Raw genomic sequence first — 22,428 nt, 5'->3', positions numbered from 1 at the left:
GATGTCGTCCCACATGGTGGACCCGCCGGGTGCGGGAGCACCCGCGAGCACGTCCCTCGTCGTTCTGGACGGACAGAGCCTCCCGGTGACCGATGTCGTCCGGCTGGCGGACGGCGCCGCACGTCCCGTACCCGGGACCGAGGCGATGAAGCGCGTCGAACAGACCTGGCACCTCGCCCGTGAGCTGGCGGGATCGGGCCGGGTGTACGGACGCTCCACCGGCGTCGGCGCCAACCGCACCGAGGCCGTGCCCAGCGAGGCCGCCGCCGACCACGGTCTGCGGCTGCTGCGCAGCCACGCCGGTGCCATCGGCGAGCCCCTGCCCGCCCGTGAGGTCCGCGCGATGCTCGCCGTCCGCGCCAACCAGTTGCTCGCAGGCGGCGCGGGACTGCGCCCGACCGTCGTCACCGCGCTCTGCGAGGCACTGGAGTCCGGCGCGTACCCCGTCGTCAACGAGTTCGGCTCGGTCGGTACGGGCGACATCGCGGCCCTCGCGCAGATGGGCCTCGCCCTCGCCGGGGAGCATCCGTGGGAACAGGCCTGGGCGGGCGGCCGGGCCCCCGAGGCCCAGCCCCTCGACAACAACGACGCGCTCGCCCTGATCAGCAGCAACGCACTGACGCTCGGTCAGTCCGCCCTCGCCCTGCACGAGTTGCGCGGGCTCGTGGCCGCCACGGAGCTGGTGGCCGCGCTCTCCCTGCTGGCCGTCGACGGCTCGTACGAGGCGTACGCGGAGCCCGTGCACGCCGCCCGCAGACACCCCGGCTCGTACGCCGTCGCCGCCGACATGCGGCGCTTCCTCGGCGCTCCCGCCAGGCCGGGACCGCCGCTCGGCCGGATCCAGGACCCGTACGGGTTCCGCTGTGTCCCGCAGATCCACGGTCCGGCGCGGGACGCCGCCGACGCGCTGGAGAACACCCTCGCCGTCGAGATCAACGCCGCCGCCGAGAACCCGCTGATCTGTCCCGGCACGGAGGCCGACCCGGTGCCCGCCGCCTATCACCACGGCGGTTTCTATCTCGCCCAACTCGCCCTGGCGCTCGACCACTTCAGGCTCTCGCTGGTGCAGACGGCGCGGCTGTCCACCTCCCGGCTCTCCGCGCTCAACGAGCCCGCCTTCACCCGGCTGCGGCCCTTCCTCGCCGATGGTGAGCCCGCCAGCTCCGGGGTGATGATCCTGGAGTACGCCGCCGGGGCCGCGCTCGGTGATCTGCGGGCGTACTCCGCGCCCGCCTCACTGGGCCACGCGGTACTGTCCCGGGGCGTGGAGGAGCAGGCCAGTTTCGCGTCGCTGGCGGCGCGTCAGACACTGCGCGCGGGCAGCGCGTACCGCCTGGTCGTCGGCTGTGAACTGGTCGCCGCCGTACGGGCCCTGCGCCAGCGCGGACTGCGCCCGGAGCCCGGACTCCCGGTGGGACGGGCCTTCGAACTGGCCGGGACCGTACTCGACGAGGAGGTCGGCGACCGCCCGCTGACCGATGATGTGACGGCGGCCGCCGCGCTGCTCGACCGCTTCACCGAGCTGGCCGCCCGTACCACCACCCGCACGAGTACCGATCAGACAAGGGGGATCGCATGAGCGACAGCCCTGCCGCCCGACTCCAGCAGCTCTTCGAGGGCCACCGGCTGACTCCCACCCAGCGGCGCATCGCGCACAGCATGGTGCGGCGGGCCGGGGACGCGCCCTTCCTGTCCAGCGTCGAGCTGGCCGAACTGGCCGGGGTCAGCCAGCCGTCCGTCACCCGCTTCGCGGTCGCGCTCGGCTTCGACGGCTATCCGGCGCTGCGCAGACACCTCAGGGAGGTCGCGCCCGGCGCTCCCTCGGCGGGCGAGACCGCCCGCAACGAGTACCAGCAGGCCGTACGCGGCGAGATCGAGAATCTGCGGCAGCTCGCGGAACTGCTCGCGGACCCCGAGCCGGTCGAGCGGGCCGGGCGGCTGCTCGCCGCCTCCCGGCCGCTGCCGGTCCTCGGACTGCGTGCCGCCTCCTCGCAGGCGCGCGGCTTCGCCTACTTCGCCGCCAAGGTCCATCCCGACGTACGGCTGCTCGACGAGGGCGGCACGATGCTCACCGACCGGATCGACACCGCACGCCACGCGGGTGCGAGCACCCTGCTCTGCTTCGCGCTGCCCCGCCATCCCAAGGAGGTCGTGGAGACACTGGCGTACGCGCGGTCGGCCGGGCTGACGGTGGTGACGGTCGCCGACTCGGCGTTCGCGCCCGTCGCCAAGCACAGCGATCTGCTGATCCCCGCGGCCGTCGGCACCGGCCTGGCCTTCGACACGGCGTGTGCGCCGATGCTGCTGGGGCGTGTGCTGCTGGAGGCGATGTGCGACGGCCTGCCGGAGGCACAGGCGCGGCTGGAGGAGTTCGACGCGCGGGCGGCGGCAAGGGGGCTGTTCGTCGAGTAGGCCGAGCAGGTTCGCCGGGCAGGGCGGGCAGGTTCGTCGAGCAGGGCGGGCAGGGGATCGCGCCGTTCTCGGGGTTCTCAGGAAAAGTTCAGAGAACGCCATTAATCTCCCCGCCGGACTCACCGGGACGAGGAGGCGGACAGTGGGGCGTGGAGGGCAGTCTCTGGCACGGGTGGCAGTGATCGTAAGGGCCGGTGCGGTCCCGCTGTGGTGGCTCGGGGTCCTCGCCACCGGCATCGGGATCCTGCTGCCCGGACTGACCGGCCGTCGCATCGGCGTCTACGCGGGGGCCGCGCTCTTCGTGGTGTGCGCCGCCGCCGTCGCCGTGGCGGGCCGCCGCCGGTACACCGGCTGGGCCGAACGGGCCGAGCGGGCCGGCCGGTACGACCATCTCCAGGACCGTGGGGTGACCACACGGAACTGGCGGCGGGCCCATCTGTGGTGGCTGCTCGGCGGCTTCGCCGTGGCCGTGGCCAGTTCGCTGGCGCTGCCCGCCGCCGGCGGCGCCGCCCTGGCGGGCGCGGGCGCCGGACTGTGGCTGAAGGCCGCGTGGCTGGGACGGCGGGAGCGCCGGGAGGGCCAACTGCTGTGGGTACGCACCGACTGGGCCGGTTCAGGACGGCCCGTCGGCAAGCGGGTGAAGGGTTTCCGTACGACGGGGGTCGCCGCGGGTGACGCGGGACCGGGCGGGGGACGCCGCCGCTGAGTACGGCCCGGCCCGGCCCGTACCCCGGCCCGTACCGCAGGGCCGTACCCCGGCCCTGTACGCCGACCCCGGCACCCGCTCAGGCACCGGGAATCCGGGATCAGGGACGTGGCAGCAGGGACGTCGCACCAGGGGCGTGGCACCAGGGATCCGGGCCGGGCGTCGGGGATCCGGGCCCGGCACCCGTCCCCGGCTCGGGCCGTCGGCGCGGGCGGGGTCCGGGGCGGACACGGGCGCCGGGCCGGGGTGCCGCTGCCGCAGGCGGGCCGGAGGCCGGAGGCCGGAGGCCGGGCCGTGGGCCCGTGGGCCGTTCCGGGGTCAGACCTCCAGCTCGGCCTCTATCTTCATGAGCTGATGGCGGGCCATCGCCAGGTTCGCGCGCGCCTTGTCGAGTGCCAGATAGAGGAACAGACCGGCGTTGCCCCGCCCCTTGAGCAGCCGGATCAGGTGGTACTGGCCGCCGAGGGTGATCAGGATGTCCTCGATCTCGTCCTTGATCCCCAGCAGTTCCATCGTGCGGACCTTGGCCCTGACCACATCGGTGTTGCCGGCCGCGGCGACCGTCAGATCGAGATCCTTGCTCCCGCCGACCGTACCGAGGGCCATACCGCTGGAGTAGTCCACGAGGGCGGCTCCCAGGGCGCCTTCGATGACGGTCGTGGCCTGCTTGAGAGCTGCTTCGGTGTTGGCCATGAATATCGCACTTCCTTCCGTCTGGTGGAGGTCCGGGGGATTCCGGACGCCCGGGTGGTGCGTCGTGATGTCCGGGGGTGGGGCGGGGAGGATCCGGGGATGGTGGGGCGGGGTGGGAGAGCGGAGAGGGGCCGGAGGTGGGGACGGGCCGGAGGTGGGGACGGGCTCGGGGGCCGGTGCCCGGCTCGTGCGTCCTCCGGCTCAGGCGTTCTCCAGCCGTTCGAGGGCGTCGTCGACCAGTTCGCCGATCCGGGCACCGGAGCGGCGGCCCTCCAGATGGAGCCGGCCCACATTGGTCCGGGGCTCGGCCAGGAGCGTCAGAACCGCCGAGGAGCCCGCCGCGTAGGTCGCGACATAGCCCAGCTCGCCGCGGATCACCAGTTCCCGGAATCCGCCCTGGCCCGTGGCGTCCGTCAGCCTCAGGGCGACGCCCAGCGCGGCGGCGGTGAGCGCGGCCACCCCCTCGGGCTCGACCCCGGTCGTGTCCTGGGCCAGCACCAGACCGTCCGTACTGGCCGCGAGCGCCCCCGTGAGCTGGGGCAGCCGGGCCCGCAGCCGTCTGAGTTCGCCGAGCACCTCGGCTTCTGCCGTCATGAGCTGTCTCCTCTCGGCACGCGCCCGCAGGACGCGCCTCATGACGCCGTGGCGGCGTACCGGACGAGGCAAGGGGCGGGGTGGATGGAGCGGGGAGTCACAGGCTTGCCTCCAGGGCGTCGCGGAGCCGGCGTAACAGGGTGATGTCCGGGTCGGCGGCGACCGTCGCGACCCAGGAGGGAACCGTCGCGGGCGTGACCGCCGTCGGTTCGTCGGGTGTCCCGACCAGTCCGGCCGCGGCCAGCCGCCGGACATCGAGCAGGGTGTGGAAGGCGGGCCGGCCGAGGGCCCACGCGATGGCGACCGGTGTCCGTATGCCGTCGGCCAGCTCCAGCAGGGCGCGCTGCCGGTGGGTGACCGCCTGGCCGGGCGCGGGCGGGCGGGTCACGACGGGGGCGGTGTCCACGGCGGGATAGGGCCAGACCCGGTCGAGGAGTTCGCGTCGGCGCAGCGTCTCGCGCTCGACGGCCGCCGCCGACACGGGCCGTACGGGACCGATCCAGTGCGCCACGCCGTAACGGAAGCGGGTGGGGCCGCTGCCCGGCGCGAGGGCGAAGAAGGCCGCGTCGAACAGTGCGCCGAGATGGCAGATCTCCAGCTCGCCGTCGCCGAGCCGGCCGCTGTCGACGAGATATCTGCCGACCTCGCGGCGGGCTCCGGCCCGGTCGACCGCCTCCTCCCAGCCCGCGAGCGGGAGCCGGCCGCCCGCGGTGAGCAGGACGTCGATCCCGGGGGCGGCGGGACTCTCGGCGTGCACGATGCGGCCGTCGGTGAGATAGAGCGTGCCGTGGTCGCGGAGGAGGGCGCCGGTGGCACGTTCGCCGGCCAGCCGGACGAGCATCGGGGAGACGGCCGACTGCGGCGGCGGTACGGGAGGGACGGGTGGTACGGACGGCGCCGGTGGTACGGGCGGTGCCTGGGACGCCGGTGTCGGCGCCGGTGTCGGCGGTGCTGGCGACGCTGGTGTCGGAGGTGTCGGAGGTGTCGGAGGTGTCGGAGGCGTCGGGGGTGTCGGGGGCGTCGGGGGTATCGACGGTAAGGGGGCCTGTGCGCTCATCCCAGTACCAGCCGTTCGGCGAGCTGGCCGAGGCGCAGCCGGGCCAGGGCGAGATTGCCGGTGTCGCGGTCCAGCCAGAGATGGAGGAAGACGCTGCTGTCGAAGGTCGTCTCGACGAAGCTGAGGATGTGATAGCCGGTGCGGCTGGTGACGATCAGGTCCTCGACGGGCGGGCTCTTCTCCTGGCCGGCGGAGCCGGTGCCGCGGGCCGCGCCCAACGGGGCTGCCGACGCCTCCGATCCCGCGCCCGGTCCGGCCTCCGACGCCGGTGCCGGTCCGGCCGGTTCCGGGGCCGGGGCGAACGCGGTGTACTCCGCCGCCGCCCTCGCCAGTTCGGCCGTCTCGGCGGCGGTGGCCTCATGATCACCGCTGGGCGACTCACCCGCCGTACCGAGGGCGAGTCCGCTGGTCCAGTCGACGATCGCCGCGCCGCGCGCTCCTGGCAGGCTCATGGCCTCCTGAAGGCATGCGTCGATTCCGGGCACGCGGACTCCCCCTCCCAGCCGGGTGTACGGGCGCACTGCTGTGCGGCAGTAACCGCGAGATTACGCAACGTCCGTGCGGTCGGGGGGAGTTCCGGCATTTTCCACAGGAACATGCCGGTCGGGTGCCGGCATGCGATGGCGGCCTGTCCGGGGACGGCCTAGAGCAGGGCGTCCGCGTGGGGGCCGCCCGACTCGGCGACGATCTCCGCGACCGTCTGCGGCGCCCTCACGGTGCTGAAGCGCACCTCGTCCCCGTCGACCGCCCCACCCGTCCCGCTCGCCCCGTTCACACCGCTCGCCCCGTTCACACCGCTCGCCCCGTTCACACCGCTCGCGCCGGTCACACCGCTCGCGCCGGTCATGCCGTCCCCGCCGCGCGCGCCGCCGCCCGGCACCACCGTGAAGCCCTGGATACCGGGCCTGAGCAGGCTGTTGTAGGCGTAGTGATTGGTGAAGTAGTACGCGCCGGTGTCCAGCGCGGCGACGAGATCCCCCTGCTCCAGCAGGGGCAGCGGGCGGTTCTCGGCCAGCAGGTCACCCGCGAAGCAGGCGGGTCCCGCGATGTCCTGGGCCACGTCCGGGCCTGCCTTGGGCCGTCCGCCGGCGTCGTACGCGGCGATGCGCAGCGGCCAGGAGGCCGGGTTGTAGACCGTACGCGTGGCGATCTGCGCCCCCGCGTGCGTCACCGCGATGGGGCGGCTCCCGGCGGACTTGGCGTACTCGACCCGGGCGAGGACCAGACCGTGCTTGGCGAGCAGGGAGCGGCCGAACTCGGTCACCAGTCCGTAGCGGCCGTCCAGCAGCCCGGGGACGGTGTCCCTCAGCAGTCGGGCGTAGGTCGCGTACGTCGGTGTCTGCTCGTCGGAGGTGAAATTGACCGGGAGGCCACCGCCGATGTCGAGGGTGTCGATCTGCCGGCGGCCCGCCGCCGCGTTGATCTCCTCGGCCAGTTCGTAGACCGCCAGCACGCCCCGGGCCATCAGCTCCAGCGGAAGGCCCTGCGATCCGGAGTGGGTGTGCAGCCGGGTCAGCCACGGGCGGTCCAGATAGGCCTGGACGACCCAGGCGCGGGCGCCCTCGTCGCGCAGCGCCACCCCGAACTTGCTGGTCGCGGTCGCGGTGGACAGGGCGCCGATGGAGCCGGCGCCGATCTGCGGGTTGACCCGCAGCCCGAACGGCGCGGTGGCCGGTCCCGAGCCCACCAGGGCGTCGATACGGTCCAGTTCCTGCGGATTGTCGGCGTTGACGGCGATCCCGAGGGCGACGGCCTCGCGCAGCTCGGCGGTGGTCTTGGCGGGGGAGTCGAGGACGGTACGGTCCGCCGGTATCCCCGCCGCGCGGGCGAGCGCCAGCTCACCCGGGCTGGCGACCTCGGCGCCGATGCCCTCCGCGTCCAGCAGCCGCAGCACGGGCACGAGCGCGGTCGCCTTCACGGCGAAGGCGTGCAGCACCGGGGTGCCGGGCGCGGTCACCTCCTCGAAGGCGGTACGGAGCGCGGCGGCCGAGGAACGGATTCCGGCCACATCGAGCAGCGCGACGACGGGCTCGGCCTCACTGATCAGCCCCTGGGCCACCGCCGCCCGTACGGCCAGATCGCGGCGGGCCGCCGCGCCGGTGTGTCCGGGCGCGGTTCCGTCCGCGGGGCGGTCCGTGCCGTGCGGCGCGTCGTGTCGCGCGCCGTCTTCCGTGCTCCGACTGTTGTGCTGAACCGAGGCCATGCGCTCCAGCCAATCATCCGGTGGGCGGTCACGCACCGGTTGACTACAAGTATTCATCCGGCCAGGATGTGAATAGATCGGCCAACAGTCCGCCGGGTCCACGGACCCGTCAAGGAGGAGGCAGCGCCATGTCGGGACCCCGCCCCGTACGGGCACCGCGCGGTACGGAACTGAGCGCCCTGGGATGGCAGCAGGAAGCCGCCCTCCGCATGCTCCAGAACAATCTGGACCCCGAGGTCGCCGAACACCCGGACAAACTCGTCGTCTACGGAGGCACCGGCAAGGCCGCCCGCGACTGGCGCTCCTTCGACGCCATGGTCCGTACGCTGCGCACGCTCAAGCAGGACGAGACGATGCTCGTCCAGTCCGGCAGGCCGGTGGGTGTGATGCAGACCCACGAATGGGCCCCGCGCGTGCTGCTCGCCAACTCCAATCTGGTGGGCGACTGGGCCAACTGGGAGGAGTTCCGGCGCCTGGAGGCCCTCGGACTCACCATGTACGGGCAGATGACGGCCGGGTCATGGATCTACATCGGTACGCAGGGCATCCTCCAGGGCACGTACGAGACCTTCGCCGCCGTCGCCGCGAAACGGTTCGGCGGCACACTCGCCGGGACGATCACGCTGACCGCCGGTCTCGGCGGGATGGGCGGCGCCCAGCCGCTGGCCGTGACCATGAACGACGGGGTCGCGATCTGTATCGACTGCGACCCGCGCGCCATCGAGCGCCGGATCGAGCACCGCTATCTCGATGTGCGGGCCGACAGCCTGGAGCACGCGCTCCGGCTGGCGACCGAGGCCAGGGACGCGCGCCGGCCGCTCTCCATCGGCCTGCTGGGCAACGCGGCCGAACTGCTGCCCCGCATGCTCGCCGAGGGCGCCCCCGTCGACATCGTCACCGACCAGACCTCGGCGCACGACCCGCTGGCGTATCTGCCGCTCGGCGTCGACTTCGACGACATGGCGTCCTACGCGGCCGAGAAGCCCGCCGACTTCACCCTGCGCGCCCGCGAGTCGATGGCGCGGCATGTGGAGGCGATGGTCGGCTTCATGGACGCGGGCGCCGAGGTCTTCGACTACGGGAACTCCATCCGGGGCGAGGCCCAGCTCGCCGGATACGACCGGGCCTTCGCCTTCCCCGGCTTCGTGCCCGCCTATATCCGGCCACTCTTCTGCGAGGGCAGGGGCCCGTTCCGCTGGGCGGCCCTGTCCGGCGAGGCGTCCGACATCCACAAGACCGACAAGGCGATCCTCGAACTCTTCCCGGAGAACGAGTCGCTGCACCGCTGGATCAGGATGGCGGGCGAGCGCGTCCACTTCCAGGGGCTGCCGGCCCGGATCTGCTGGCTCGGCTACGGCGAGCGCGACAAGGCGGGCGAGCGCTTCAACGACATGGTCGCCTCCGGTGAACTCGCCGCGCCGGTCGTCATCGGCCGCGACCATCTCGACTGCGGGTCCGTCGCCTCCCCGTACCGCGAGACCGAGGCCATGCTCGACGGGTCCGACGCGATCGCCGACTGGCCGCTGCTCAACGCCATGGTCAATGTCGCCTCCGGTGCCTCCTGGGTCTCCCTCCACCACGGCGGCGGCGTCGGGATGGGCCGCTCGATCCACGCCGGACAGGTCTCGGTCGCCGACGGTACGAAGCTCGCGGGCGAGAAGATCCGCCGCGTCCTCACCAACGACCCCGGTATGGGCGTCATCCGCCATGTCGACGCGGGCTACGACCTCGCGGAGTCGGTGGCCGAGGAGCGCGAGGTGCGTATCCCCATGCGCGAGGGCGCGGCCGCCGCCGCGGCCACCCAGGGCGGTCCGTCGTGACCCCCCAGGACCCGGGCCCCACACCCCCCGGCCCCACCGGCGACGTCCCGGCCCCGGCCGACCTGTCCCACCCGGCCCCGGCCGGCCCGTCCCACCCGGCTCCGGCCGGGGTCAGCCCGCCCTCCTTCCACGAGATGTGGCGCGACCTCGCGCCCCTCGGGCGCGACCCCGGCAGCGGCGGCTACCGCCGCTACGCCTGGACCTCCGCCGACACCGACTGCCGCGCCTGGTTCCGCGCGCAGGCCGAGACCCGGGGGCTGGTCCACGAACTCGACCGCAACGGCAACCAGTGGGCCTGGCTCGGCGATCCGCTCGCCGGGGACGCCGTCGTCACCGGGTCCCATCTCGACTCGGTACCCGACGGCGGCGCCTTCGACGGTCCTCTCGGCGTCGTGTCGTCCTTCGCCGCGCTCGACGAACTGCGCCGCAGGGGAGCGCGGTTCACCCGGCCGGTCGCCATCACCAACTTCGGTGACGAGGAAGGCGCGCGCTTCGGGCTCGCCTGTGTCGGCTCCCGGCTCACCGCGGGCCGCCTCACCGCCGCACAGGCCCGGGAACTGCGCGACGGCGACGGCGTCCCGCTGCCCAAGGCGATGGAGGCCGCGGGACACGATCCGTCCACGATCGGGCCCGATCCCGAACGGCTCGCGCGCATCGGGGCGTTCGTCGAACTGCATGTCGAGCAGGGCCGCGCCCTCGACCTCTCCGGTGATCCCGTCGGTATCGCGTCCGCGATCTGGCCGCACGGCCGCTGGCGGTTCGACTTCCACGGCGAGGCCAACCACGCGGGCACCACCCGCCTCGCCGACCGCCGCGACCCGATGCTGACCTACGCCGAGACCGTGCTCGCCGCCCGCCGCGAGGCGGAACTCGCCGGGGCCCTCGCCACCTTCGGCAAGGTCTCCGTCGAACCCAACGGTGTGAACGCCATCCCCTCCCTCGTCCGTGGCTGGCTGGATTCCCGCGCCGCCGACCAGTCCGCCCTGGACACCGTGGTCGCCGGGATCGAGGCCGCCGCCCGTGCCCACGCGGACCGCGCCGGTATCGAACTGCGGGTCGTACGCGAGTCCTTCACCCCCGTCGTCGAATTCGAGCACGCCCTGCGGGACGAGCTGGGCACGATCCTCGGACGGCGTCCGGACGCCCGGACCCCGGTGCCGGTCCTCGGGACGGGCGCCGGACACGACGCGGGCATCCTGTCCGGTTCCCTCCCCACCGCCATGCTGTTCGTACGGAACCCCACCGGTGTCTCGCACTCCCCGGCCGAGTACGCCGCCGAGGACGACTGCGTGGCCGGGGTGCTGGCCCTCGCCGACGTACTGGAAGGACTCGCGTGCGCATGACGCAGCCGAAGCCGGCCCGCCCGACCGCGGCGCCGGGGAGGACACGGATCATGTCGCCCACCGAGATCGCGCGGACCGCCCAGGCCCCCCGGAGCGCCCCGGAGACCGGCACCGCACCGGGCGTCTCCCGCCCGCCCGACCTCACGTACTGGCTGGAACACGCCTGGTACGACAACCATGTCGAGCCCGGGGTGACCATCGGCGTCACCACCGACGACGGCCGGATCACCGAGGTGCGCACCGGGGTCACGGCCCCGCCCGCCGGTGCCACCGTCCTGCGCGGACTGACCCTCCCCGGTCTGGCCAACACCCACTCCCATGCCTTCCACCGGGCCCTGCGCTCCACTGTCCAGGTCGGCTCCGGCACCTTCTGGACCTGGCGCGAGTTCATGTACGGCTTCGCCGCCCGGCTCACCCCGGACTCGTACCACGCGCTCGCCCGCGCCGTGTACGCCGAGATGGCGCTCGCCGGCATCACGGCCGTCGGTGAGTTCCACTATGTCCACCACACGCCGGACGGCACGCCCTACGACCACCCGAACGCGATGGGCGAAGCCCTGATCGCGGCAGCCGCCGAGGCCGGGATCCGGATCACGCTCCTCGACACCGCCTATCTCTCCTCCGGTCTCACGAAGCGACGCGGCGGGGCACCCCCCGAGCGCCATCAGCTCCGCTTCTCCGACGGCACCGCCGACGCCTGGGCCGAGCGCGCCTCCGCGCTCAAGGACAGCGACCACGCCCGGATCGGCGCCGCCATCCACTCCGTACGCGCGGTCCCCGCCGAACAGCTCGCCACCGTCGCCGCATGGGCCGGGGAACGCGGGGCCCCGCTCCATGTCCATCTCTCCGAACAGACCGCGGAGAACGACGCCTGCCTCGCCGTCCACGGGCGCACCCCCACCCGTCTCCTCGCCGACCACGGTGTCCTCGGCGCACGCACCACCGGTGTCCACAACACGCATCTCACCGACGAGGACATCGCCCTGCTGGGCTCCAGCCACACCGGCACCTGTATGTGTCCCACCACGGAACGCGATCTGGCCGACGGCATCGGCCCGGCGGCCCGTCTTCAGCGCGCGGGCTCGCCGCTGTCGCTCGGCAGCGACAGCCATGCCGTGATCGACATCCTCGAAGAGGCCCGCGCGATGGAGCTGGACGAACGTCTGCGCTCCCGCAGACGGGGCCACTGGACGGCCGCGTCCCTCCTCCACGCCGCCACCGCCGGCGGCCACGCGGCGCTCGGGCGTCCGGAGGCGGGCCGGATCGAGACCGGCGCGCTCGCGGATCTCGTCACGATCGCGCTGGACACCGTCAGAACAGCGGGCCCGCTGCCACGGCTCGGTGCGGAGACCGCCGTATTCGCCGCCTCCGCGGCGGACGTACGCCACACCGTCGTGGGCGGCCGGCATCTCGTACGGGACGGGGCCCATACGCTCGTGCCCGATGTGCCCAAGGCCCTCGCCGAGTCCATCGCCGCCCTGCGCGGCTGACCGCACCCGCACCGCCGACAGCGGCCGGGCCACGCGGGCCGAAGCCGCCGGAGGAGAGAACCCCCGCCATGACCACGACGACCACAGCCAGCACCGCGGGCACGACCACGCCCCCGTCCACCCTCATCACCAACATCGCCAGTCTGGTCACCAACGATCCCTCCCTCGGTGACGGAACCCCCATCGGTCTGATCCAGGACGCGGCCGTCGTCATCGACGGCGACCGCATCGCCTGGGTCGGTGAATCAAGCAAAGCACCCGCCACTGACAACGCCGTCGACGCGGACGGCCGGGCCGCCGTCCCCGGCTTCGTGGACTCCCACTCCCATCTGGTCTTCGCGGGCGACCGCACCCAGGAGTTCAACGCCCGGATGTCGGGCCGCGCCTACTCGGCGGGCGGTATCCGCACCACCGTCGCCGCCACCCGCGCGGCGACCGACGCCGAACTGTCGGCCAACGTGGCGCGCTATCTCACCGAGGCGCTCCGCCAGGGCACGACCACACTGGAGACCAAGTCCGGCTACGGGCTGACCGTCGAGGACGAGGCCCGCGCCCTGCGCATCGCCCGTGACCACACCGACGAGGTCACCTATCTCGGCGCGCACATCGTCCCGCCCGAGCACGCCGACGACCCCGCCGCGTATGTCGCCCTCGTCACCGGCGAGATGCTCGACGCCTGTGCCCCGTACGCCCGTTGGATCGACGTCTTCTGCGAGCGGGGCGCCTTCGACGACGACCAGGCCCGCGCGATCCTCACCGCGGGCCTGGCGAAGGGCCTGCGCCCCCGCGTCCACGCCAATCAGCTCTCGTACGGCCCCGGAGTGCTGCTCGCCGTCGAACTCGACGCCGCCTCCGCCGACCACTGCACCCATCTCACCGACGCCGATGTCGACGCCCTCGCCCACAGCGCCACCGTGGCGACGCTCCTTCCCGGCGCGGAGTTCTCCACCCGCGCCGCCTGGCCGGACGCCCGCCGGCTGCTCGACGCGGGCGCGACCGTCGCGCTCTCCACCGACTGCAATCCGGGCTCGTCCTTCACCTCGTCCATGCCGTTCTGCGTCGCCCTCGCCGTACGCGACATGGGCATGACCCCCGACGAGGCGATCTGGTCGGCCACTGCGGGTGGCGCGGCGGCCCTGCGCCGCCAGGACATCGGCCGTGTCACCCCCGGTGCCCGCGCCGACCTCGTCCTTCTCGACGCCCCGAGCCATGTGCATCTGGCCTACCGTCCGGGAGTCCCCCTGGTCTCCTCCGTCTGGCGGCGCGGCCTGCGTACGGTCGGTCCGGCCACCGCCCCGGTCAACCACTGATCGCTGATCGCTGGTCACTGACAGCGCTGCACAACACAGCACTGCGCAGCACATCACAGCGCAGCACCGGTCCGTGAGCCCCCCGCCCGGATCACCCCTTCAGTACCGCGACCTCGTCGATCCTCGGCCGCAACTGCTGCACCGCGCGCGTCTTCGCGTACGGCTTCAGCCGCCGCCGCAGGGTCTCGAAGTGCTCGTCCCCGCGCGCCGACGACACATGTTCGTAGTCGTCGAGGAACTGCCACCAGCTTCCGCACGCGGCCTCAAGATGGCCGAGTTCCAACTGGCGCTGGGCCAGGACGGCAAGGAAGTGGACCCGGCCCTGGCGCTCGTTCTTCTGCTGTGCCTTCAGGGACTGCTGGAGCGCGGAGATCGATCCCGGCAGATCCTTGAACTCGTACAGCACGTGCGACACATGGAAGAGATACGCGGTCTGGTCGTAGTTCCCGATCGACTCGCGCCGGTTGTCCGCCTTGGTCAGCGCCGTCTCGGTCTCCCGGAGCCGGGCGAAGGCCTGGCGCTTGTCGCCGACCATCGAGGCCGCGTGGGCCTGCTGCCCCGACAGGAACGCCTGAAGGCGCGGCTCCGCCTTCGGGGAGGCCTCGGCGGCCGAGTCGGCGAGTTCCAGGGCCCGTCTGCCGTAGCCGAGATTGGACGCCTGGAGGGACATGCCGCGCAGCGTGCGGCAGTAGGTGACATGGTCGTCGGCGGCGCCCGCGAGTTCGAGCGCCCTGAGGTAGTAGCGCTGGCCGAGCCCGTGGGCGCGCTCGTACATCGCCATCCATCCGGTCAGATAGACCAGATCGGACGCGGCGGCCAGCATGTCGTTCCGTACCCGCTCCGCGGCCTCCGCCTTCAGCCAGGGCATGACGGTGTTCACCAGGAACGCGGCGGCCATCGGACGCGCGTGACCGCCTCCCAGTTCATCGAGGATGTTCGCGATCCGGTCCGTCATCGTCCGTACGGCCTGTACCTGAGGTGCGCCGATCCGGACCGTCCGCTTCCCCGGAGCGGCGGGCGGTGGTGTGGCGGCCTGCGCCAGCTCGGGAAACAGGGGCACCACGACGGCGGCCGAAAACAGACCCGCCGCGATCAAGCCACGGCGTGACGGATCCATGTCCGCCCGTCCCATGTCGACGAGCTCTTCGAGGGTGTTCACGCGAGGTGAGGCGGGATCGTCCACTGAGGCGTGCATGGACGTTTGTTCAGACCCGTGTGCGGACGGACGGGCCGAGGAGAAACCGGACGAAGCGACCGCGAGGCCGGCCTCGGAATGGGTGACCGGACGGTTGAGCTTACGGGCGAAGGCCTCCAGTATCAGGGGTCTGACCTGCTCCTTCGGCATGGTGCCCGCGACCCAGTGGGAGACGGCGGACTGGTCGTAGCGAAGCTCAAGACCCGCTTCCGCCCCCATGCGGTTGATGATCTGTGCGAACTGCGAACGGGACCACTTCGCCTGCTCAAGCAGGCCGGCCAGCCCGGTATTGGGTGTGCGTGAGTTACTCGCCATGCTCTCAACTCCCCCAGTGCGTTCATGGCTTTCATTCTCAGACCTGCTTCCACGGTACTCGTGGAGGCTGATAACGCGGTTTTCTCTTCGTAGACGCCGATCACACGAAGACGGGGGCCAAGGTGACCACAGTGACAGACCACAGAGCCGGCAGCACAGACGAAAACGCGCACACCGAGGCCATGGCCCACGATGCCATCTCCATAGCCGTGGTCTTCGACGCCATCGCCTTCGACGCGGACCGCGCGCTGGCCCCCCACCGTCTTATGCCCCCGCCGCAGGAGATCAGCGATCTCACCGAGCGTTTGATCGCTCATGGCGCGGGGCTCGTGGGCGCGGTCGAAAGCGTGCCCGAGGCCGAGCACACGGTCCGGGCGAAGGGCGCGCTCAAGGACTGGTACGACCTGACGGAAAGCGGCCCGGGCGACGGTGCCATGGCCAACTGGGTGTACATGCGCGCCATGGCACGGATGTGCCGCACCTTCATGGACTATCTGCGTGAGCGCGAAGGACGAGGCCGCCCATGACCCCCGAAGCGAAGCATCAGACGTGGTTCATCGTCGCGGTCTGCACCCTCGGGCTCACGATCGCGCTGGCCGTGGGACTACGTCTATGACCACCCGAGATGAGTACAGTCCGACGAGTACGTAAGCTGACAAACACAATCGAACATACGCCGGACTACCCGAGTACCACGGGCAGTTCGCGCACACCGTTGCCCACGAAGCTGCGCTGACGGGGCAGTTCCTCTTCCGGGACCGCGACCTTCAGGCCGGGGAACCGGGTGAACAAGTGCCTCAGAGCGATCGTGGTCTCCATCCGTGCCAGGGGTGCCCCGAGGCAGTAGTGGACGCCATGGCCCAGCGAGAGATGCCGGGTCATGGCCGAGGACGGGCGGCGGGTGAGGGAGAAGCGGCCGGCGTCCGGGCCATGGGCCGCCGGATCGCGGCCGGCCGCGGAGTAACCGGCCAGGACCGGGGTGCCCCGGGGGATCAGGGTGCCGTCCACGGTCAGATCGCGGGTCGGATAGCGGAACGGGAAGTAGCTCACCGGACTGTCCCAGCGCAGCGTCTCCTCCACCGCGTCCGCCCAGTCGGCACGGCCCGTCAGCAGCAGATCGAGCTGGTCCGGGTGGGCGCAGAGCGCGCGGACGGCGTTGGTGATCAGATTGAGGGTGGTCTCGTGCCCCGCGACGATCATCAGCAGCAGCGTGCCGATGAGTTCGCCCTCGCTGAGCCGGTCCCCATCCCCGGCGCTGTCCCCGCCCCCGGCGGCGTTCCCGGCACCGTCCTCACCCCCGGCGCTGTCCCTGGGCCGGTCCCCGGCGCCGTTCTCCGCGCCGACGCTGTCCTCCGCGCGTACGGCCATCAGCGCGCTGGTGAGATCCTCGCCCGGTTCCGCCCTGCGGGAAGCCATCACCGCACCGAGCACCGCCACCATCTCCCGATTGGCGGCCATCGCCTCCTCGGGCCCTATGTCGGTACTCACGAGCTGGGTCGACAGGACATGCAGCCGGTCCCTGAACTCGGCGTCCACACCCAGCAGTTCGCTGATGACGTTCATGGGGAGCGGCAGCGCGAAGCGGGCGCGCAGATCGACGACACCGCCGCGCTCGGCGGCTGCCTCGGCCGCCTCGGCCAGACCGTCCAGCAGTTCGTCGGTCAGCTGCTCGACACCCGGCCGCAGGGCCTCCACCCGCCGGGCCGTGAACGCCGTGCTCACCAGTGACCGCAGCCGCCGGTGGTCCGTTCCGTCCGCTGTAGTCATACCTCGCACCGTGGCGAAGGTCTTCAGCGGCCAGCCGTCCGGAATCCGCCCCTCCCGCAGCTCCGTGAAGTGCTCCGCGCCCTTGGCGACGTCCGGGTGGCCGAGGAACTCCTTGAGCGCCTCGTGTCCGAGCACCGCCATGGCCGGCACCTCGCCGGGGAGCACGACCGGGGCCACGGCCCCTTGCGCCAGCAGGGCGGCGTTGGAGGCGTGCGGGCAGCCACCCAGCGGGTCCATCCGGTGCGACGCGGTCAAGGTGGCCTCCTCCCGAGTGAGCCCCGTGGCCGACGGGTGTTGCGATCCTATGAGCGATCGGACCGCTTCGGACAGTAGTTGTTCGGCCTCTGGCGAATCGTCGCCGGGCCCCTGCCCCGGAACGATTTGGGTCGGTACCGTCCTTTCTGCCCGTGCCGTCGGTCGCGTACGGCCCATCGCCCGTCCGAAGCACAACGCGAGGCGGGCCGTGCGTGGTGCACGGCCCGCCTCGTGGGGGTCGACCGACGTCTCGTGGGGGTCGACCGGCGCCCCTTCTCCGCGACCTCGACCTCCCTGCGTGGCCTCCGCGACCTCGACCTCCCTGCGTGGCCTCCGCGACCTCGGCTTCCCGCGCGGCGGGGGCGTTGTCTCCCGCTCACTCCTCCAGCGTCAGACCCTTTCTGAGCCTGGCGAGGGTGCGGGACAGCAGCCGGGACACATGCATCTGCGAGATGCCGAGTTCCTCGCCGATCTCCGACTGCGTCATATTGGCGACGAAGCGCAGGGAGAGGATTTCGCGGTCCCGTCGCGGAAGGCCCGCGATCAGCGGCTTCAGCGACTCGATGTACTCGATGCCTTCGAGCCCGTGGTCCTCGTAGCCGATCCGGTCCGCGAGCGAGCCCTCGCTGTCGTTCTCCTCGGGCTGCGCGTCCAGTGAACTCGCGGTGTAGGCGTTGCTCGCCGTCATGCCCTCGACGACCTCGTCCTCGGGGATGCCGAGGCGCTGGGCCAGCTCGCCGACGGTGGGCGCGCGGTCGAGCCGCTGGGCCAGCTCGTCACCGGCTCTGGCGAGATCGAGGCGGAGCTCCTGGAGCCGGCGCGGGACGCGTACCGACCAGGACGTGTCGCGGAAGAACCGCTTGATCTCGCCGATGATGGTGGGCATCGCGAAGGTGGGGAACTCGACACCGCGGCTCAGCTCGAACCGGTCGATGGCCTTGATGAGGCCGATCGTGCCGACCTGGATGATGTCCTCCATCGGTTCGCTGCGGGTGCGGAACCGGGAGGCGGCGAACTTCACCAGGGCGAGATTCAGCTCGACCAGGGTGTTGCGGACATACGCGTGCTCGTAGGTCCCTTCTTCGAGGGACTCCAGCCGGGCGAAGAGGGTCTTCGACAGGGCCCGTGCGTCCACCGCGCCGACTTCGTCGAAGGGCGGGATCTCGGGAAGGCCCGACAGGCCTGACAGATCCGACGGATCTGCCGGGGTCGCCGGGTCCTCCAGGTCCTCCAGGACACCGGGGGCCGGGGCGGGGCGGGCGGGGGGCGGAGTTGTCGACGGCGCGTGGGGGGCACGTGATACGTCGAGCCGGGGTGACATGGTCTCCTCCATCGTTCTCGGCATATGGCTGCCGATGCCAGTACGTGTTCGCAGCGGTGTGCGGCGCCTCCAAAGCCGGCCGTGTCGGGTGTGTCCCTACCACCCCTACCGGTTCACCAGCGATCGTTGCAAGTGTAAATTGTGCTATATGCCCGTAATGTTGGGGACTTGGAGTACCGGTCGGCGTGTGAAAGGCGTAATGTTCGACCGGCGATGGGATCAGACAGACGGCATCTGACAACGGCGAAGAGGACGGGCATGGACCGCCAGACGGTCGGCAGCGCGAACCGGGGCCGGCTTCGGGTCGAGGTTCGGACCGAGGGCCGGAGCGAGATAGTGGCAGTGGCCGGTGAGCTGGATCACCACACGGCCGAACTGCTGCGGGCTCCTCTCGACGAAGCACTCGAACAGGGCCGGGCACGCCTGGTCATCGACTGTTCACAGCTTGAGTTCTGTGATTCCACCGGGCTCAATGTGCTGCTCGGCGCACGCCTCAAGGCGGACGCCGAGGGGGGAGGGGTTCATTTGGTCGGCATGCTGCCGGTGGTGGCGCGTGTCTTCGAGATCACCGGCGCGGACGCCGTGTTCACCGTCCATGACTCGCTCGAGGACGCCCTGGCCGACTGAGCCCCGGGGCTTTTTCTCCTGATGCGGGTCCCTTCTGTCGCCCGCGTCACGGCTTCCGCATCGAGAAGTAAGTGTTGTCACGATTCGGACGGGCAGAAGACCCCGGGCGGGGGCAGACAAGGCCCCGCACACACTCCGTATTGATGAACTCGCGAATTGGTGAATCGGTGAGGTGAAGCGCTGATGAGCACCACCCGGCAGCCTCAGCCGGGCGACCTCGGCCCCGAGCCGGACGCCGCGGAAGTCCCTTCCGCTCCGTCCGACACGCGGGTGCGAACGCTCGCGCTCTCCGGCGCCAGCGGCGTCGTCCCGCTGGCGCGCGACTTCACCCGCCAGGCGCTCCACGACTGGGGATGGCTTCCCGCGTCGGCCGCGGACCGGCGGGCGGCTGCGGAGGACGTCCTGCTGGTCGTCTCCGAGCTGGTCACCAATGCCTGTCTGCACGCGGACGGGCCCGAGGGGCTACGGGTCAGCAGCACCGGCAAGGTGCTGCGCCTGGAGGTCACGGACCGGGGCGCGGGACAGCCGGCGCCCCGCACCCCGCACCGCGCGGGACGGCCCGGCGGTCACGGCATGTTCATCGTCCAGCGGCTCTGTCTCGACTGGGGCGTGATCAGGACTCCGGGCGCCACCGGCAAGACGGTCTGGGCGGAGCTGGCCGCGCCGCCGACGTAACGCGCGTAAACGGGCGGCTCAGCGGATGTCGCCCATCAGCCCTCGCACCTTCCCCCGGTACATGAAGACCGCGAAGCCCGCGGCGACGGCGAGCACCGCCTCCAGGGCCACCACCCCCGTGCGGCTCAGATCGACCCCGGCGATGGAGAGCATCCCGGTGACCGAGTCGCCCGCGGTGACCGCCAGGAACCAGACCCCCATCATCTGGCTCGCGTACTTCACCGGCGCCATCTTCGTGGTCACCGACAGGCCCACCGGCGAGACGCACAGCTCCCCGACCGTCTGGATCAGATAGACGCCCACCAGCCACATCGGGCTGACCGGGGTGCCGCCGCCCGACATCGCCAGCGGGATCAGGAAGAAGAAGAACGAGACGCCGACGACGAACAGACCGGCGGCGAACTTCACGACCGTGCCGGGCTCCCGTCCCGCGCGGTTCAGCCGGAGCCAGAGCCAGGCGACGACCGGGGCCAGCGCCATGATGAACACCGGGTTCAGCGACTGGTACCAGGAGCTCGGGAAGGCCAGCCCGAAGAGCCGGCCGGCGGCCTTCGTCGTACCGAACGCCTGGACCGTGGAGCCGCCCTGGTCGTAGATCATCCAGAAGACGGCCGCCGCGACGAAGAACCAGAGGTACCCGGACACCCTGGTCTGTTCGGCCGCGGTCAGCTCCTTGTCGCGCTTGATCCGGATCAGCACCCCGGCCGGGATGACGATCCCGGCGAGCGTCAGCGGGACCATCGCCCAGTTCAGCGTGAAGTGGCCGCTCAGTCCGACGGTGCCGTAGAACACGGCGGCGACCAGCAGCCAGCCGCTGCCCCTGCGCAGCCAGGTCGCGCGCTCCTCGCGGGAGAGCGGGGTGGGGACCACACCGCTGCGCGGGCTGAGATGCCTCGTGCCGAGCAGGAACACCAGCAGACCGATGCCCATACCGGCCGCCGCGAGGGCGAACCCGAGATGCCAGTCGTACATCTCGCCCACGGTGCCGATGACCAGCGGGGCGAAGAAGGCGCCCGTGTTGATGCCCAGGTAGAAGACGGTGAAGCCGCCGTCACGGCGCGGGTCGTCGGGGCCGTCGTAGAGATGGCCGACCATCGTGGAGATATTGGCCTTCAGCAGCCCGGAGCCCAGCGCCACCAGCGCCAGTCCGCCGAAGAAGGTCCCCGCTCCCGGCAGGGCCAGTACGAGATGGCCGGTCATGATGGTGCAGGCCGCGATCGTGACGGTCCTGCGCGGGCCCCAGACCCGGTCGCCCAGCCAGCCGCCCGGCAGTGCCAGCAGATAGACCATCGACAGATAGACCGAGTAGACGGCCGTGGTCGTGGCCAGATCCATCCCGAGACCGCCGGGCTGAAGCCCCTTCGACGCGTCGGGTCCGCCGGAGAGCAGATAGAGGGTCAGCAGGGCCCTCATGCCGTAGAAGCTGAAACGCTCCCACATCTCGGTCATGAAGAGGGTGGCCAGGCCGCGGGGGTGGCCGAAGAAGGTCTTCCCCGGTCCCGCGGGGAGGCGGGGCGAGTCCTTCGTCAGGCTGGACGCCATGGGTCGTTCCTTGCTCGCTCGGGACGCCCCGCCCGGTCGGTGGCGGCGCGCCCGGTGTGCCGGTGGGGGGAGGGCGGCCCGGAGCCGGACATACCGGCAGCGGCGCCCATGGCGGCGCAGAAAAGAGACCTTCGGCGCTCTACGGGCCGAAGGTCGCGGATCGTGCTACATGCGTGTACCCACCATACGACACGACGGGGCCGCATATGCGGGGACTTGGGGGGTGAATCGCAGGTAAGGGTGGAATCTTGTACCTGTATTCGAAGGTGGATCAAGAGATCGAGCCCTGAACCCGCAGGCCTCGCCGAGCAGGGCCCGAGGGCCGCCCGGCGCGGTCTACCATCACCCCATGACCCGTGTACTGCTCGCCGAGGACGACGCTTCCATCTCGGAGCCGCTGGCCCGCGCCCTACGTCGGGAGGGTTACGAGGTCGAGGTCCGCGAAGACGGTCCGACCGCGCTGGACGCCGGCCTCCAGGGCGGCGTCGACCTGGTCGTACTCGACCTGGGCCTGCCCGGCATGGACGGCCTCGAAGTCGCCCGCCGGCTGCGGGCCGAGGGCCACGCCGTACCGATCCTGGTGCTGACCGCCCGTGCCGACGAGGTGGACACCGTGGTCGGTCTGGACGCCGGCGCCGACGACTATGTGACCAAGCCGTTCCGGCTCGCCGAGCTGCTGGCCCGGGTACGGGCGCTGCTGCGGCGCGGCGCCGCCGACCCCGGCCCCGCCCCCGCCACCCATGGCGTACGGATCGACGTCGAGTCGCACCGAGCCTGGATGGGCGACGAGGAACTCCAGCTCACCGCCAAGGAGTTCGACCTGCTGCGGGTCCTCGTCCGGGACGCGGGCCGGGTCGTCACCCGTGACCAGCTCATGCGCGAGGTCTGGGACACCACCTGGTGGTCCTCGACCAAGACGCTCGACATGCATATCTCCTGGCTGCGCAAGAAGCTCGGTGACGACGCCGCGAACCCGCGCTACATCGCCACGGTACGGGGCGTCGGCTTCCGCTTCGAGAAGAGCTGACACCCCAGGGCCTCTCGTCCGGACCGGGCCGGCTGATCCGGTCCGGTCCGGACGGAGGGCCCCGGGGCCGTCGAAC

Annotated in this window: 20 protein-coding genes; 11 read left to right on the top strand and 9 right to left on the bottom strand. The window is 71.7% G+C overall.

Annotated elements, in window-relative coordinates; translation table 11 throughout:
* Position 1 precedes the first annotated feature (1 nt).
* The 3 genes from ACFYYH_RS20955 to ACFYYH_RS20945 all read left to right on the top strand — a co-directional run bounded on the left by ACFYYH_RS20955 (position 2) and on the right by ACFYYH_RS20945 (position 3,118).
* A complete protein-coding gene (locus tag ACFYYH_RS20955) occupies positions 2-1,579 on the top strand; it encodes an aromatic amino acid ammonia-lyase (protein WP_388553442.1) in 1,578 nt (525 codons plus the stop codon).
* Positions 1,576-2,412 (top strand): MurR/RpiR family transcriptional regulator, encoded by an 837-nt coding sequence (locus ACFYYH_RS20950; protein WP_388553022.1) that lies wholly within the window; start codon positions 1,576-1,578, stop codon positions 2,410-2,412. The genes ACFYYH_RS20955 and ACFYYH_RS20950 overlap by 4 nt, the downstream gene beginning before the upstream one ends.
* A gap of 142 nt (positions 2,413-2,554) precedes the next feature.
* The gene (locus ACFYYH_RS20945; protein ID WP_388553019.1) at positions 2,555-3,118 is read left to right on the top strand and encodes a hypothetical protein; all 564 of its coding nucleotides are present in this window, start codon (positions 2,555-2,557) and stop codon (positions 3,116-3,118) included.
* Positions 3,119-3,436: 318 nt separating this feature from the next.
* Here the strand turns inward: ACFYYH_RS20945 and ACFYYH_RS20940 are convergent, their stop codons facing one another.
* The 5 genes from ACFYYH_RS20940 to ACFYYH_RS20920 all read right to left on the bottom strand — a co-directional run bounded on the left by ACFYYH_RS20940 (position 3,437) and on the right by ACFYYH_RS20920 (position 7,665).
* A complete protein-coding gene (locus ACFYYH_RS20940) occupies positions 3,437-3,811 on the bottom strand; it encodes a hypothetical protein (RefSeq protein WP_388553016.1) in 375 nt (124 codons plus the stop codon).
* A 201-nt stretch (positions 3,812-4,012) separates the two neighbouring features.
* Entirely contained in the window at positions 4,013-4,447 is a 435-nt protein-coding gene (locus ACFYYH_RS20935; RefSeq protein WP_388553013.1) for a roadblock/LC7 domain-containing protein, read from the bottom strand.
* Positions 4,448-4,502: 55 nt separating this feature from the next.
* Complete coding sequence (locus tag ACFYYH_RS20930; protein WP_388553010.1) at positions 4,503-5,246, bottom strand: transcriptional regulator; 744 nt, start codon at positions 5,244-5,246, stop codon at positions 4,503-4,505.
* 212 nt (positions 5,247-5,458) lie between these two features.
* Positions 5,459-5,947 (bottom strand): hypothetical protein, encoded by a 489-nt coding sequence (locus ACFYYH_RS20925; RefSeq protein ID WP_388553008.1) that lies wholly within the window; start codon positions 5,945-5,947, stop codon positions 5,459-5,461.
* A 158-nt stretch (positions 5,948-6,105) separates the two neighbouring features.
* Positions 6,106-7,665: a diaminopimelate decarboxylase gene (locus ACFYYH_RS20920; protein WP_388553005.1), complete on the bottom strand. Its 1,560-nt coding sequence runs from the start codon at positions 7,663-7,665 to the stop codon at positions 6,106-6,108.
* Positions 7,666-7,793: 128 nt separating this feature from the next.
* On the opposite strand from ACFYYH_RS20920, the gene hutU reads away from it, so the two are divergent.
* The 4 genes from hutU to hutI all read left to right on the top strand — a co-directional run bounded on the left by hutU (position 7,794) and on the right by hutI (position 13,628).
* Positions 7,794-9,485 carry a urocanate hydratase gene (gene hutU, locus ACFYYH_RS20915; RefSeq protein WP_388553002.1) on the top strand — a complete coding sequence of 564 codons (1,692 nt, stop codon included), beginning with the start codon at positions 7,794-7,796 and terminating at the stop codon, positions 9,483-9,485.
* Positions 9,486-9,619: 134 nt separating this feature from the next.
* Positions 9,620-10,828, top strand: a complete 1,209-nt coding sequence (locus ACFYYH_RS20910) for an allantoate amidohydrolase (RefSeq protein ID WP_388553439.1) — start codon at positions 9,620-9,622, stop codon at positions 10,826-10,828.
* Positions 10,825-12,318 carry a formimidoylglutamate deiminase gene (locus ACFYYH_RS20905; protein ID WP_388553000.1) on the top strand — a complete coding sequence of 498 codons (1,494 nt, stop codon included), beginning with the start codon at positions 10,825-10,827 and terminating at the stop codon, positions 12,316-12,318. Before ACFYYH_RS20910 ends, ACFYYH_RS20905 begins: the two co-directional genes overlap by 4 nt.
* A gap of 68 nt (positions 12,319-12,386) precedes the next feature.
* Entirely contained in the window at positions 12,387-13,628 is a 1,242-nt protein-coding gene (hutI, locus tag ACFYYH_RS20900; RefSeq protein WP_388552997.1) for an imidazolonepropionase, read from the top strand.
* Between the two features lie 91 nt (positions 13,629-13,719).
* Here the strand turns inward: hutI and ACFYYH_RS20895 are convergent, their stop codons facing one another.
* On the bottom strand, positions 13,720-15,138 hold the full coding sequence (locus tag ACFYYH_RS20895; protein ID WP_388552994.1) for a hypothetical protein: 1,419 nt from the start codon (positions 15,136-15,138) through the stop codon (positions 13,720-13,722).
* Between the two features lie 131 nt (positions 15,139-15,269).
* Here ACFYYH_RS20895 and ACFYYH_RS20890 point away from each other — a divergent pair, with 131 nt between their 5' ends.
* The gene (locus tag ACFYYH_RS20890) at positions 15,270-15,665 is read left to right on the top strand and encodes a DUF6415 family natural product biosynthesis protein (RefSeq protein ID WP_388552991.1); all 396 of its coding nucleotides are present in this window, start codon (positions 15,270-15,272) and stop codon (positions 15,663-15,665) included.
* A 154-nt stretch (positions 15,666-15,819) separates the two neighbouring features.
* Here ACFYYH_RS20890 and ACFYYH_RS20885 read toward each other — a convergent pair whose 3' ends face one another.
* Positions 15,820-17,142 (bottom strand): cytochrome P450, encoded by a 1,323-nt coding sequence (locus ACFYYH_RS20885; protein WP_388553437.1) that lies wholly within the window; start codon positions 17,140-17,142, stop codon positions 15,820-15,822.
* Positions 17,143-17,536: 394 nt separating this feature from the next.
* Positions 17,537-18,493, bottom strand: a complete 957-nt coding sequence (locus ACFYYH_RS20880; RefSeq protein WP_388552988.1) for an RNA polymerase sigma factor SigF — start codon at positions 18,491-18,493, stop codon at positions 17,537-17,539.
* Positions 18,494-18,739: 246 nt separating this feature from the next.
* Between ACFYYH_RS20880 and ACFYYH_RS20875 the strand changes: the two genes are divergently transcribed.
* Positions 18,740-19,108 carry an STAS domain-containing protein gene (locus ACFYYH_RS20875; RefSeq protein WP_388552985.1) on the top strand — a complete coding sequence of 123 codons (369 nt, stop codon included), beginning with the start codon at positions 18,740-18,742 and terminating at the stop codon, positions 19,106-19,108.
* 183 nt (positions 19,109-19,291) lie between these two features.
* Positions 19,292-19,783 (top strand): ATP-binding protein, encoded by a 492-nt coding sequence (locus tag ACFYYH_RS20870; protein ID WP_388552982.1) that lies wholly within the window; start codon positions 19,292-19,294, stop codon positions 19,781-19,783.
* Between the two features lie 18 nt (positions 19,784-19,801).
* On the opposite strand, the gene ACFYYH_RS20865 is transcribed toward ACFYYH_RS20870, so the two are convergent.
* Positions 19,802-21,325, bottom strand: a complete 1,524-nt coding sequence (locus ACFYYH_RS20865; protein WP_388552980.1) for a peptide MFS transporter — start codon at positions 21,323-21,325, stop codon at positions 19,802-19,804.
* 349 nt (positions 21,326-21,674) lie between these two features.
* On the opposite strand from ACFYYH_RS20865, the gene ACFYYH_RS20860 reads away from it, so the two are divergent.
* Positions 21,675-22,352, top strand: coding sequence for a response regulator transcription factor (locus tag ACFYYH_RS20860; RefSeq protein ID WP_388552977.1), 678 nt, complete (start codon positions 21,675-21,677; stop codon positions 22,350-22,352).
* Positions 22,353-22,428 lie beyond the last annotated feature (76 nt).

The sequence above is a fragment of the Streptomyces sp. NPDC002018 genome, from assembly GCF_042890865.1.
In the GTDB taxonomy this organism is placed as follows: domain Bacteria; phylum Actinomycetota; class Actinomycetes; order Streptomycetales; family Streptomycetaceae; genus Streptomyces.
This window is presented reverse-complemented; position numbering and strand designations above follow the sequence as displayed.